Source organism: Mangrovibacter phragmitis, from assembly GCF_001655675.1.
Lineage (GTDB): Bacteria > Pseudomonadota > Gammaproteobacteria > Enterobacterales > Enterobacteriaceae > Mangrovibacter > Mangrovibacter phragmitis.
Window position 1 is genome coordinate 1 of sequence record NZ_LYRP01000008.1, and the last position, 13230, is coordinate 13230.

General features: G+C 50.7%; 11 protein-coding genes, 2 tRNA genes and 2 rRNA genes. 12 read left to right on the forward strand and 3 right to left on the reverse strand.

Translation table 11 applies throughout. The features are described 5' to 3' along the window. From A9B99_RS09135 to A9B99_RS09150, 4 genes are all read left to right on the forward strand, one after another. Positions 1-249 (forward strand): 23S ribosomal RNA (locus A9B99_RS09135); the annotation flags it as partial. 98 nt (positions 250-347) lie between these two features. Then, positions 348-463 (forward strand): 5S ribosomal RNA (rrf, locus tag A9B99_RS09140). 82 nt (positions 464-545) lie between these two features. Then, positions 546-622: transfer RNA gene (locus tag A9B99_RS09145), tRNA-Asp, on the forward strand. A gap of 8 nt (positions 623-630) precedes the next feature. Beyond that, a tRNA-Trp gene (locus tag A9B99_RS09150) sits at positions 631-706 on the forward strand. Positions 707-854: 148 nt separating this feature from the next. On the opposite strand, the gene hdfR is transcribed toward A9B99_RS09150, so the two are convergent. Beyond that, positions 855-1682 carry an HTH-type transcriptional regulator HdfR gene (gene hdfR / locus A9B99_RS09155; RefSeq protein ID WP_064596831.1) on the reverse strand — a complete coding sequence of 276 codons (828 nt, stop codon included), beginning with the start codon at positions 1680-1682 and terminating at the stop codon, positions 855-857. 119 nt (positions 1683-1801) lie between these two features. Between hdfR and A9B99_RS09160 the strand changes: the two genes are divergently transcribed. After that, on the forward strand, positions 1802-2140 hold the full coding sequence (locus A9B99_RS09160; protein ID WP_064596833.1) for a MaoP family protein: 339 nt from the start codon (positions 1802-1804) through the stop codon (positions 2138-2140). A 121-nt stretch (positions 2141-2261) separates the two neighbouring features. Here the strand turns inward: A9B99_RS09160 and A9B99_RS09165 are convergent, their stop codons facing one another. Next, complete coding sequence (locus A9B99_RS09165) at positions 2262-3782, reverse strand: YifB family Mg chelatase-like AAA ATPase (RefSeq protein ID WP_064596835.1); 1521 nt, start codon at positions 3780-3782, stop codon at positions 2262-2264. A gap of 338 nt (positions 3783-4120) precedes the next feature. Here A9B99_RS09165 and ilvL point away from each other — a divergent pair, with 338 nt between their 5' ends. The 6 genes from ilvL to ilvA all read left to right on the forward strand — a co-directional run bounded on the left by ilvL (position 4121) and on the right by ilvA (position 10683). Beyond that, positions 4121-4219: an ilv operon leader peptide gene (gene ilvL / locus A9B99_RS23165; protein WP_074388785.1), complete on the forward strand. Its 99-nt coding sequence runs from the start codon at positions 4121-4123 to the stop codon at positions 4217-4219. A 139-nt stretch (positions 4220-4358) separates the two neighbouring features. Next, positions 4359-6008 (forward strand): acetolactate synthase 2 catalytic subunit, encoded by a 1650-nt coding sequence (gene ilvG, locus A9B99_RS09170; protein ID WP_064596837.1) that lies wholly within the window; start codon positions 4359-4361, stop codon positions 6006-6008. Continuing rightward, a complete protein-coding gene (gene ilvM / locus A9B99_RS09175; protein ID WP_064596839.1) occupies positions 6005-6262 on the forward strand; it encodes an acetolactate synthase 2 small subunit in 258 nt (85 codons plus the stop codon). The genes ilvG and ilvM overlap by 4 nt, the downstream gene beginning before the upstream one ends. A gap of 17 nt (positions 6263-6279) precedes the next feature. Then, positions 6280-7209 (forward strand): branched-chain-amino-acid transaminase, encoded by a 930-nt coding sequence (ilvE, locus tag A9B99_RS09180; protein WP_064596841.1) that lies wholly within the window; start codon positions 6280-6282, stop codon positions 7207-7209. Positions 7210-7285: 76 nt separating this feature from the next. Continuing rightward, positions 7286-9136 (forward strand): dihydroxy-acid dehydratase, encoded by a 1851-nt coding sequence (ilvD, locus tag A9B99_RS09185; RefSeq protein WP_064596843.1) that lies wholly within the window; start codon positions 7286-7288, stop codon positions 9134-9136. A gap of 2 nt (positions 9137-9138) precedes the next feature. Continuing rightward, positions 9139-10683 (forward strand): threonine ammonia-lyase, biosynthetic, encoded by a 1545-nt coding sequence (ilvA, locus tag A9B99_RS09190; RefSeq protein WP_064596845.1) that lies wholly within the window; start codon positions 9139-9141, stop codon positions 10681-10683. Here the strand turns inward: ilvA and ilvY are convergent. Beyond that, complete coding sequence (gene ilvY / locus A9B99_RS09195; RefSeq protein ID WP_036115389.1) at positions 10680-11570, reverse strand: HTH-type transcriptional activator IlvY; 891 nt, start codon at positions 11568-11570, stop codon at positions 10680-10682. The two genes, ilvA and ilvY, sit on opposite strands and share 4 nt — an antisense overlap. 167 nt (positions 11571-11737) lie before the next feature. On the opposite strand from ilvY, the gene ilvC reads away from it, so the two are divergent. Then, entirely contained in the window at positions 11738-13213 is a 1476-nt protein-coding gene (gene ilvC, locus A9B99_RS09200; protein ID WP_064596847.1) for a ketol-acid reductoisomerase, read from the forward strand. Positions 13214-13230: the final 17 nt, after the last annotated feature.

Sequence of the window (13230 nt, forward strand, 5' to 3'; positions counted from 1 at the left end):
TACGAGAGGACCGGAGTGGACGCATCACTGGTGTTCGGGTTGTCATGCCAATGGCACTGCCCGGTAGCTACATGCGGAAGAGATAAGTGCTGAAAGCATCTAAGCACGAAACTTGCCCCGAGATGAGTTCTCCCTGACTCTTTAAGGGTCCTGAAGGAACGTTGAAGACGACGACGTTGATAGGCCGGGTGTGTAAGCGCAGCGATGCGTTGAGCTAACCGGTACTAATGAACCGTGAGGCTTAACCTTACAACGCCAAAGATGTTTTGGTGTGAGAGAGACGAAATTTTCAGCCTGTTRACGGATTAAGATTCATGGCCGTGAGGCGGTGAATGAAACAGAATCTGCCTGGCGGCAAGAGCGCGGTGGTCCCACCTGACCCCATGCCGAACTCAGAAGTGAAACGCCGTAGCGCCGATGGTAGTGTGGGGTCTCCCCATGCGAGAGTAGGGAACTGCCAGGCTTCAATTTAAGCATCTGCATCATGCGGGTGTGGAAAGAAAAAGTAATAAGCCATTGTAATGGCTGTTGCAGAAAAATTCGGTGGAGCGGTAGTTCAGTTGGTTAGAATACCTGCCTGTCACGCAGGGGGTCGCGGGTTCGAGTCCCGTCCGTTCCGCCACCCTATTTAGGGGCGTAGTTCAATTGGTAGAGCACCGGTCTCCAAAACCGGGTGTTGGGGGTTCGAGTCCCTCCGCCCCTGCCAGAAAACATCCTTAGCTCAGGCTAAGGATTTTTTTTGTCCAAAATTTGCCATCCCAGTCCTGTTTACTCGCCCATTTTGCTCAGACATACGATAATCGTCATCTGAGCAATTTCTGTAAGCAAATGACTCACATCTCTCATCCCTCCGGTCATTCATGGCCAGGAAAGGGATTTCTCAACAGATCATGTATTTGCTGCTGTTTATCGCTATTTTGCAACCAGATAGCATATAAAGGCCGTTGGATGGGCTTACTGTGAGCAACCACACTCAGATCTGGCATGGTTTGAGCCCATCGGACCGGTAGCCAGGTATAGCCATCCAGTGTTTTCAACAAAGAGCGGGTGATGTTAGCCGAAGTGGTGGTTAGCACTGGTGTACCTTCTACAGAAGCTTTTTCTGCATTGTGATGCTGGAAATCGGGCCCCCACTCCAGCCGTAAATAGTTCAGTTCACTGTGGTGTTTCGACGGCGTGGCGCAGAACAGGTTAAGATCAAAAGTCAGCAACTGCTGGCTGACAAACTCGTCCATTTTAGGCGGTTCTGTCGTTACCAGCAGATCGAGCTGCCGCTCATGTACTTGCTTAACCAGTGACTGACGCTGAGCGATTCTTGCTTCCAGTTGTATTCCGGGGTGTAAAGCATAAATACTGGCAAGCCAGGGGCCCAGCATACATTCCCAGAGTGCAGCGCTTGCGCCAATTGATATTTCATTATGATTAGAAGTATGGGCAACATCTTTTTTAGCCGCGAGCCAAGTGTTCATCAGATTCTCAGCATAGGGTAATAAACGCTCACCTGCACTGGTCAGACGAATATTATTGCGGTGCCGGGTAAACAGGTTTACGCCTAACTGATTTTCAAGTTGCCTGATGCGAAAACTCACAGCTGATTGAGTTAAATAGAGTGCTTCAGCCGCTCTGCCAAAATGTCTTGTTTTGCTCACTTCCAGAAATGTTTTCAGCAATTCTGTATCCACACTCACCTCGTAAAAAAATTTTTGTCGTTATGATTTAAATGTTTTGTTTTACACTCTGTCAAGCGTAACTAATACTCCGCGCCATAAATAGCCTGACAAAAGAATTAGGAGCGTGCAGGATGGCGGAAAGCTTTACGACGACTAATCGGTTTTTCGACAACAAATACTACCCACGTGGTTTTTCACGCCATGGTGATTTCACCATCAAGGAAGCGCAGATACTGGAACGTTTTGGTTATGCGTTTAATGAGCTGGATATCGGCAAGCGTGAGCCCGTTACGGAAGAAGAGAAACAGTTTGTTGCTGTGTGCCGTGGCGAACGTGCGCCAGCCACTGAAGCTGAACGTGTATGGGCTAAGTATGTCACACGGATTAAGCGTCCAAAGCGCTTCCACACTTTGTCCGGCGGCAAACCGCAGATGGATAGTGTGGAAGACTATTCAGACAGTGATGATTAATAAAAAGGAGCTTCGGCTCCTTTTTTGTACCCGTAGTGTTTGTACCCGTAGTGGGTTGGCCACCATTGTAAAGACGGTGTCTTTGCCCGGCCCAGTTGTTCTACTTCGCTGCTTGTATTGTTTAGCCTACCTGTCTTTGCAAACGTAACAGCAGTCTGTCCATTGCCCGATAACTCAATGCCTCCAACAGATGCGTGCGGCCAATATCCGTAGCCTGCTCAAGATCAGCAATTGTTCTCGCAACTTTAATCAGTCGTTGCCATGCACGAATGGATAACCCCAGTTTATGCAGTGTCTCCTCAAGCCAGACAGCATCCTGAGGTTGTAACGGACAATATTGGCGGATCTCCTGATTAGATAAATGCGCATTAATTTTTTGCTGGCGTGAATGCTGGCGTTGTCTGGCATGCAGGACCCTTTCTCGCACCTGGTCTGTTGTTTCTGTGCCTCTTTCTGGTTTACTCAATGAACCGGGGGGAAGCAGCGGGATCTCCAGCGTTAAATCAAAGCGGTCGATAAATGGGCCAGATAACCGGCTGAGATATTTAAGTACCTGATCCGGAGTGCTGCGGTTATGCCTGCCTTCATAGTGGCCTGTCGGGCTTGGGTTCATAGCGGCAATAAGTTGAAAACGTGCCGGGTAGGTTAATTTTGCTCGTGTGCGCGATATGTGAATTTCCCCTGATTCAATAGGTTCCCGTAGCGCATCCAGTACCCGCCTTTCAAACTCGGGCAATTCATCCAGAAACAAGACACCATTGTGCGCAAGGGAGACCTCTCCGGGCAGGGGAATACTGCCTCCTCCCACCATTGATGTGAGAGATGCGCTGTGATGAGGCGCCCTGAATGGCCTTTGACGCCATTTCCTTTGTAGCATGAGAGGAGAAACCAGGCTGGTAATTGCAGCACTTTCAAGTGCCTCTGAATCGCTTAATGGCGGTAACAGGCCATTAAGCCGTGATGCCAGCATAGTTTTTCCGGTGCCGGGAGGGCCAAGTAATAATAAATTGTGTCCGCCAGCAGCCGTTATCTCAAGTGCTCTTTTGCCTTGCTGCTGACCAATAATATCGGCCAAATCGCATGTAATCTCAGGAGGGATTTCGGTGAGAATGGGGGGTGAGTCCAGCGTTTGTTGTTTTTCCAGAAATGCGCAAACCTGCTGCAAATGATCGGCGATCAGGCTACTTTCAGGATCAATCAATCCGACTTCTTCTGCATTATCTCGGGCCACAATGAGTTGCCTGCCACACTGCTGTGCTTCTCGTGCGCAGGAAATTGCACCAGGTACACCTCTCAGGTTCCCGGTAAGAGCCAGTTCACCAACAAATTCGAATTCTGGCAGACGACTGGCTGAAAGTTGGCCTGATGCGGCCAGCAAAGCAACAGCAATAGGCAGGTCATATCGCCCACCTTCTTTGGGTAAATCCGCTGGAGCTAAATTAATTGTCACCTTGCGGGCAGGAAACGTATATCCGCTATTGATTAATGCTGAACGAACCCGGTCGCGGGCTTCTTTAACCGTTGTTTCTGGTAGCCCGACGATAGTTAATCCTGGTAACCCGGCGCTGATATGTACTTCCACTGTTATCAACGGCGCGGTGATACCCAGAGCTGCACGAGTGAAGACAATGGATAGTGACATGATTTTCTCCTTGCCGGGTATTGTGCCTGCCTACTGGTGGGCACACGATAGCAATTAACCATTACTGCGACAGACTCTGAAAACTATTCAGGGGAGGATGCTATCGTTGCAAAAATTTTCAGCGTGGTACGCAGGAATCATTTTTTATTACCATGTGCTGTCTCAGTCATTTTTAGTGAAATAATTTCAGTGATTATTTTTTTCATTGAAAACAAGATGTTTGTTAAGAATTTGCCATCTGCTTCAAAAATTAAATATAAAAAAATCTTGTCACAGATAAGCTATCTATGGTAACTCTTTAGGTATTACTTCGAGCGAGATACAAGATCGAACATAAAATGACAGCCCTTCTACGAGTGATTAGCCTTGTCGTGATTAGCGTGGTGGTGATTATTATTCCACCGTGCGGGGCTGCACATCGGCGAAGAATGGCTTAAAAATCAAGCCTGAATCTCGAAAACCCCCGCACCGAAAGGTCCGGGGGTTTTTTATTAACTGATGCAATGACAAAAAGGAACAGAAAATGCGTAGCAGCATAAAATCCTGTTTCTGTAATAGTGAGACGGGGAACTAACTATGAATGGCGCACATTGGGTAGTACATGCTTTGCGGACACAGGGGGTTAACACCGTTTTCGGTTACCCTGGCGGGGCAATCATGCCGGTATACGATGCATTGTATGACGGCGGCGTGGAACACCTCTTGTGCCGGCATGAGCAAGGTGCTGCGATGGCTGCGATTGGATATGCCCGTGCAACGGGGAAAACCGGAGTCTGTATTGCCACTTCCGGGCCCGGTGCCACTAATCTGATAACTGGCCTGGCTGATGCGTTACTGGACTCCGTTCCAGTCGTAGCAATCACTGGCCAGGTGGCAGCGCCGTTAATTGGTACCGATGCCTTTCAGGAAGTGGATGTCCTGGGTTTATCTCTGGCCTGCACCAAACACAGCTTCCTTGTTGAATCCCTGGAAGAGTTACCTCGTGTAATTGCTGAAGCATTTGAGGTGGCCAATAGCGGCCGGCCGGGCCCTGTGCTTGTGGATATCCCCAAAGATATTCAGTTAGCGGTAGGGGAACCAGAGCCCTGGCTGGCAAGTGTTGAAGAACCTGTGGCCGACTACAGTGAGGCGGATATCGCCCAGGCGCGTGATATGATGCTGTCTTCTCACAAACCAATGTTGTATGTCGGTGGCGGCGTTGGCATGGCGCAGGCAGTGCCAACTTTACGGGAGTTTATGGCAAGCACCGGGATTCCTGCTGTCGTCACGTTAAAAGGTTTGGGCGCAGTGGACCCGGCAGATCCACTTTATCTCGGTATGCTGGGCATGCACGGAACCAAAGCAGCAAATCTTGCTGTGCAGGAGTGTGATTTGTTGATTGCGGTTGGCGCCCGTTTTGATGATCGTGTCACAGGGAAATTAAACACTTTTGCTCCCCATGCCAGTGTGATTCATTTAGATATCGATCCGGCAGAGATGAACAAATTGCGCCAGGCGCATGTTTCTTTGTGTGGCGACCTGAACCAGGTTTTACCTGCTTTACAGCAAGCTCTCGAAATCCATGACTGGCAGCACCAGGTGCGTGTATTGCGTGATACTCATCCATGGCGATATGACCATCCAGGCGAGGCTATTTATGCCCCGTTGTTGCTCAAACAATTATCTGAACGCAAACCGACTAACAGCGTGGTGACAACTGATGTAGGTCAGCACCAGATGTGGGCGGCGCAACACATGGGATTCACCCGGCCTGAAAACTTCATCACATCAAGTGGGCTGGGTACCATGGGGTTTGGTTTACCGGCGGCGGTGGGCGCGCAGGTCGCCCGCCCCGATGATACCGTTATCTGTATCTCAGGTGATGGGTCTTTCATGATGAATGTTCAGGAACTGGGTACAGTAAAACGAAAACAGTTACCTTTGAAAATCGTTTTGCTGGATAACCAGCGATTAGGTATGGTTCGGCAATGGCAGCAATTATTCTTCTCTGAACGTTATAGCGAAACCACTCTCACCGATAACCCCGATTTCCTCACGCTGGCCAGCGCCTTTGGCATTCCAGGCCAGAAAATTACCCGTAAAGACCAGGTCGAAGCAGCCTTAGACGCGCTACTGAACAGTGACGGGCCTTACCTGCTTCACGTTTCCATCGATGAATACGAAAACGTCTGGCCTCTGGTACCACCTGGTGCCAGCAACTCACAAATGCTGGAGAAATTGTCATGATGCAACATCAGTTAGCTGTACAGGCCCGTTTTCGTCCGGAAACGCTGGAGCGTGTCTTACGCGTTGTCCGTCACCGTGGTTTTCAGGTGTGTGCGATGAATATGGCATCATCTGCCAACCCGGATGAAATTAATATCGAATTGACCGTTGCCAGCCCACGGCCAGTCGAATTACTGTTTAGTCAATTAAGCAAGCTGGTTGATGTCGCTTATGTCGCTTACCAGCAGCCAACATCACAACAAATACGCGCATGAGCGTAAAAGGAAGAACAATGACGACGAAAAAAGCTGACTACATTTGGTTCAATGGCGAGATGGTTCCCTGGGGTGAAGCGAAAGTGCATGTGATGTCTCACGCACTCCACTACGGTACTTCTGTATTTGAAGGTATCCGTTGCTACGATTCTCACAAAGGGCCGGTAGTGTTCCGTCATCGTGAACACATGCAACGTTTGCATGATTCAGCAAAAATCTATCGTTTCCCGGTTTCCCAGAGTATTGATGAACTGATGGAAGCCTGCCGCCAGGTGCTGCGTAAAAACAACCTGACCAGCGCCTATATTCGTCCGCTGATTTTTGTCGGTGATGTTGGTATGGGCGTGAATCCGCCAGATGGCTATTCTACCGACGTCATCATTGCAGCGTTTCCATGGGGGGCTTACCTGGGTGCGGAAGCGCTTGATCAGGGTATTGATGCGATGGTTTCCTCATGGAACCGTGCTGCTGCAAATACCATCCCTACAGCGGCTAAAGCTGGTGGTAACTACCTTTCTTCTCTGTTGGTTGGCAGCGAAGCACGCCGTCACGGTTACCAGGAAGGGATTGCACTGGATGTAAATGGTTATCTGTCAGAAGGTGCGGGTGAAAACTTGTTTGAAGTCAAAGAGGGCATTCTGTTCACTCCGCCATTCACTTCGTCTGCACTGCCAGGCATTACGCGTGATGCCATTATTAAACTGGCGAAAGAGCTGGGTATTGAAGTCCGTGAGCAGGTACTTTCCCGCGAATCCCTGTACCTTGCTGACGAAGTCTTTATGTCGGGTACCGCTGCTGAAATTACCCCTGTGCGTAGTGTTGATGGTATCCAGGTTGGTGCAGGCCGTTGCGGCCCGGTCACCAAACGTATTCAGCAGGCATTTTTTGGCCTGTTTACGGGTGAAACCGAAGATAAATGGGGCTGGTTGGATCCCGTTAACCCGTAATTGCACAACACAACAAAAGATGTCCCGGCCAGCCGTTCCCCGGCCGGGAAAATATACAGACTGGAGTGAATAAAGCATGCCTAAGTATCGTTCTGCCACCACAACTCATGGCCGTAATATGGCTGGAGCCCGCGCACTGTGGCGCGCAACCGGAATGACCGACTCAGATTTCGGCAAACCGATTATTGCGGTGGTGAACTCTTTTACTCAATTTGTGCCTGGCCACGTTCATTTGCGCGACCTGGGTAAACTGGTTGCTGAGCAAATCGAAGCGGCTGGTGGTGTGGCAAAAGAATTCAACACCATTGCCGTGGATGACGGTATCGCCATGGGGCACGGGGGCATGCTTTATTCTCTGCCATCGCGCGAACTTATCGCGGATTCTGTCGAATACATGGTGAATGCACACTGTGCCGATGCCATGGTGTGTATCTCTAACTGCGATAAAATCACCCCGGGGATGTTAATGGCATCCTTGCGCCTGAATATTCCTGTTATTTTCGTTTCTGGTGGCCCCATGGAAGCCGGGAAAACCAAACTGTCTGATCAAATCATCAAGCTGGACTTGATTGATGCCATGATCCAGGGCGGTAACCCGAATGTGAGCGATGAACAAAGCGAGCAGGTTGAACGCTCTGCCTGCCCGACCTGTGGCTCCTGTTCTGGCATGTTTACTGCCAACTCAATGAACTGCCTGACCGAAGCGCTGGGGTTATCTCAGCCAGGTAATGGCTCATTGCTGGCTACCCACTCTGATCGTAAAGAGCTGTTTGTTAATGCCGGTAAACGTATTGTTGCGCTGACGAAGCGTTACTACGAACAGGACGACGAAAGCGCGCTGCCGCGTAACATTGCCAGCAAAGCGGCTTTTGAGAACGCAATGACGCTGGATATTGCGATGGGGGGTTCTACTAACACCGTATTGCACTTATTGGCGGCGGCGCAGGAAGCGGAAGTTGATTTCACCATGGAAGATATCGACCGGTTATCCCGCAAAGTACCTCAACTGTGCAAAGTGGCACCCAGTACGCAGAAATATCATATGGAAGATGTACACCGCGCAGGTGGTGTAATGGGTATTTTGGGTGAGCTGGACAGAGCTGGCCTACTGCACACTGGTGTGAATAACATTCTTGGTGGCACACTGAGCGACGCGCTGGCTGCTTATGATGTGATGGCGACACAAGATGATGCTGTAAAATCAATGTATACCGCAGGCCCTGCAGGTATTCGTACCACGCAGGCATTTTCACAGTCCTGCCGCTGGGACAGCCTGGATACCGACCGTGAAAATGGCTGCATTCGCTCCCGCGAACATGCCTATAGCCAGGATGGCGGGTTAGCCGTGCTGTATGGCAATTTCGCTGAAAATGGCTGCATTGTGAAAACGGCGGGTGTGGATGAAGGAAGTCTGGTATTCCGTGGCCCGGCTAAAGTGTACGAAAGCCAGGACGATGCCGTAGAAGCGATTCTTGGCGGTAAAGTTGTGGCGGGTGACGTTGTGGTTATCCGTTATGAAGGGCCTAAAGGTGGCCCGGGGATGCAGGAAATGTTGTATCCCACCAGTTTCCTGAAATCGATGGGGCTGGGTAAAGCCTGTGCGCTGATCACTGATGGGCGTTTTTCTGGCGGCACTTCTGGTCTGTCAATTGGGCACGTTTCTCCGGAAGCTGCGAATGGCGGGAACATTGGGTTGATTGAAGATGGCGATATGATTGCTATCGATATCCCCCAGCGTAGTATCCAACTGGATGTCACTGACCAGGTGCTGGCTACCCGCCGTGAAGCACAGGAAGCGCGTGGCTCACAGGCGTGGACACCGCGATCCCGTGACCGCCAGGTGTCCTTCGCGTTACGAGCATATGCCAGCCTGGCCACCAGTGCCGACAAAGGCGCTGTTCGTGATAAAAGCAAACTGGGGGGCTGATCATGTCTGAATCGCAGCCCCTGTCAGCAAATCCTGGGGGAGCAGAATATCTGCGCGCAGTACTGCGAGCACCTGTGTATGAAGTGGCTCAGGTCACTCCATTACAGAAAATGGATAAAATCTCCGCCCGGCTGGATAACGTGGTTCTGGTTAAGCGTGAAGACCGGCAACCCGTGCACAGCTTTAAGCTGCGTGGCGCTTACACCATGATCGCCAGCCTGACGGAAGAGCAGAAGTCCCATGGTGTGATTACCGCCTCTGCGGGTAATCATGCGCAAGGGGTTGCGTTGTCCTCCACGCGTCTTGGGATCAAATCATTGATTGTGATGCCAGTGACGACGGCTGACATCAAAGTGGATGCAGTGCGCAGTTTTGGCGGCGAGGTGCTGTTGTTTGGTGCTAACTTTGATGAAGCGAAAGCAAAGGCCATTGCGCTTTCTGAACAGCAAGGCTTCACCTATGTGCCTCCGTTTGATCACCCGGCTGTAATTGCCGGGCAAGGTACTCTGGCAATGGAACTGCTGCAGCAGGATGCCCATATCGACCGGATATTTGTTCCGGTTGGCGGGGGCGGTCTGGCTGCTGGTGTTGCCGTGTTGATTAAACAACTGATGCCGCAAATTAAAGTGATTGCCGTTGAGTCCGAAGATTCAGCCTGCCTGAAAGCGGCGCTGGATGCGGGGCACCCGGTGGATTTACCCCGGGTAGGCTTGTTTGCTGAAGGTGTGGCAGTTAAGCGCATTGGCGATGAAACCTTCCGCCTGTGCCAGACTTATCTTGACGATATTGTCACTGTCGACAGCGATGCCATTTGCGCCGCAATGAAAGATTTGTTTGAAGACGTGCGTGCTGTGGCAGAACCCTCTGGTGCACTGGCGCTGGCAGGGATGAAGAAGTACGTGCAACAGCATGGTATCCGGGGGGAGCGCCTGGCACATATCCTTTCGGGGGCTAACGTCAACTTCCATGGGCTGCGTTATGTGTCTGAACGTTGTGAACTGGGTGAACAGCGTGAAGCATTGCTTGCTGTCACTATTCCGGAAGAGAAAGGCAGTTTCCTTAAATTTTGCCAGTTACTGGGAGGGCGTGCGGTAACTGAATTTAATTACCGTTACGCGGATGCCAAAGAAGCCTGTATTTTTGTTGGTGTCAGGCTCAGCCGGGGGCTGGAAGAACGCCAGGAGATAATTAACCTTCTGACACAGGGCGGTTATGGCGTAGTGGATTTGTCAGATGACGAAATGGCGAAACTCCATGTTCGTTATATGGTTGGTGGCCGCCCATCTCAGCCTTTACAGGAGCGCCTGTACAGTTTTGAATTTCCGGAATCACCTGGTGCATTGCTGAAATTCCTGCATACATTAGGCACGCACTGGAATATTTCCCTGTTCCACTACCGCAGCCACGGCACGGATTTTGGGCGTGTGCTGGCGGCGTTTGAACTGGGCAGCCATGAACCGGATTTTGAAAGCCGGTTACATGAACTGGGCTATGATTGCCATAACGAAACCAATAACCCGGCTTTTCGGTTTTTCCTGGCAGGTTAGTTGCCCGGCAGTATTTTCCAGAATGCTTCAACAAGCGGCTCATGCAGCCGCTTTTTTTGTACGCACACACCCAGTTCAAACGGGGTTTTTTCATCACTCCGGTCCAGAATCATCACCCGGTTGCGAACCGGTTCCGGGCTGTTATCCAGTACCACTTCCGGGATAAGAGCAACACCACAACCCAGAGCAACCATGGAGACCATCGCTTCATGCCCGCCAACCGTGGCATAAATAGCCGGGTTACTCACTTTCTGGCGGCGAAACCATAATTCAATACGGCGACGTACCGGTCCCTGGTCGGGCAGAATGAACGGTATTGTGCTCCAGTCAGGTTCTTCGGCACTCACCTGATTACGTACCGGACAAGGCAAAGCGGGTGCTATCAGCGCGACAGGAAGATGTTCCAGAATCGAAAATGCTACCGCCGCCGGGAGATGCTCCGGCTTGCCAGCAATAGCAAGGTCTGCCTCGCCAGATACCACTTTTTCTACTGCATCTGCGGCGTCGCCGGTCGTGAGTTTAATTTCAACGGAAGGGTGCTCAGCCCGAAAGCGGTCAAGTATGGGCGGTAAATGGCTGTATGCGGCAGTGACAGAGCAGAATAAATGCAACTCACCCGATAACGATGGCCCTTTCTGGTCAATGGCATGGCGCAACTGCTGGTATTGCAACAATGTTTGCTGAGCAAACTGACGCAGCTCTTCACCCGCTTCGGTTAATTGTACTGTGCGATTGTCACGGATAAACAGCGGCTGGCCTAAATCTTCTTCCAGGCGTTGGATCTGGCGTGACAATGTCGAGGGGCTGACATGCATCGCCCGGGCGCTACGGCCAAAATGGCGGCTTTCTGCCAGGTGTAAAAACGTTTTCAGATCGCGTAAATCCATACGCTTATCTCCCGGAAAGTTGATATTGCAGATAATGCAACGTGACGTTGTTAATATATCAATTTAAGCAACGCATTTCCTGACATATAGTGAGTGCATCATTCGCCATGCTTATAGCACACGCGAGCAGAATAAAACGCACAACACCACACCGATGGAGCAACACGATGGCTAATTATTTCAATACACTGAACCTGCGCCAGCAACTGGCACAACTGGGTAAATGCCGCTTTATGGGCCGCGATGAATTTGCTGATGAAGCCAGCTTCCTGAAAGGCAAAAAAATTGTGATCATCGGCTGTGGCGCTCAGGGTCTGAACCAGGGCCTGAACATGCGTGACTCCGGTCTGGATGTGTCTTATGCACTGCGTGCAGCAGCCATTGCTGAAAAACGTGCTTCATGGCGTAAAGCGACTGAAAACGGTTTTAAAGTTGGGACCTACGAAGATTTGATCCCGCAGGCTGATCTGGTGATTAACCTGACTCCGGACAAACAGCACTCTTCAGTTGTTCAGGCTGTGCAGCCGTTGATGAAACAAGGTGCTGCGCTCGGCTATTCTCATGGCTTCAACGTGGTGGAAGTGGGTGAGAAAATTCGCCAGGACATCACCGTAGTGATGGTTGCGCCGAAATGCCCGGGTACTGAAGTGCGTGAAGAATACAAACGTGGTTTTGGTGTTCCGACCCTGATAGCCGTTCACCCGGAAAACGACCCGAAAGGTGAAGGTATGGCAATCGCGAAAGCCTGGGCTGCAGGTACTGGCGGCCATCGCGCTGGTGTTCTGGAGTCTTCTTTTGTGGCTGAAGTGAAATCTGACCTGATGGGTGAGCAGACTATTCTGTGCGGTATGCTGCAGGCGGGTTCATTGCTGTGCTTTGACAAACTGGTTGCCGAAGGCACCGACCCGGCGTACGCAGAAAAACTGATTCAGTTCGGTTGGGAAACAGTGACAGAAGCGCTGAAGCAGGGTGGCATCACTCTGATGATGGACCGTTTGTCTAACCCTGCGAAACTGCGTGCGTTCGCACTGTCTGAGCAAATGAAAACCATCATGGCTCCGCTGTTCCAGAAACACATGGATGACATCATTTCTGGCGAGTTCTCTCGTGTGATGATGGCTGACTGGGCTAACGACGATAAAAATCTGCTGACCTGGCGTGAAGAAACCGGCCAAACTGCATTTGAAACTGCACCGCAGTTTGAAGGCAAAATCGCTGAACAAGAGTACTTCGACAATGGCGTGCTGATGATTGCCATGGTGAAAGCCGGGGTTGAACTGGCATTTGAAACCATGGTGTCTTCAGGCATTATCGAAGAGTCTGCTTACTATGAATCACTGCATGAACTGCCGCTGATTGCCAACACCATTGCACGTAAGCGCCTGTATGAAATGAACGTGGTAATTTCCGATACTGCTGAGTATGGTAACTACCTGTTTGCCAATGCTGCTGTTCCGTTGCTGAAAGAGTTTATGACGACTCTGCAACCGGGTGACCTGGGTAAAGCGATTGCGGCTGGTAGCGTTGACAACGCGCAACTGCGTGATGTTAACGAAGCAGTCCGCAACCACCCAATCGAAGTGGTTGGTAAGAAACTGCGTAGCTACATGACGGATATGAAACGTATCGCTGTTGCTGGCTAATTCAGTTGCGCCTGAGT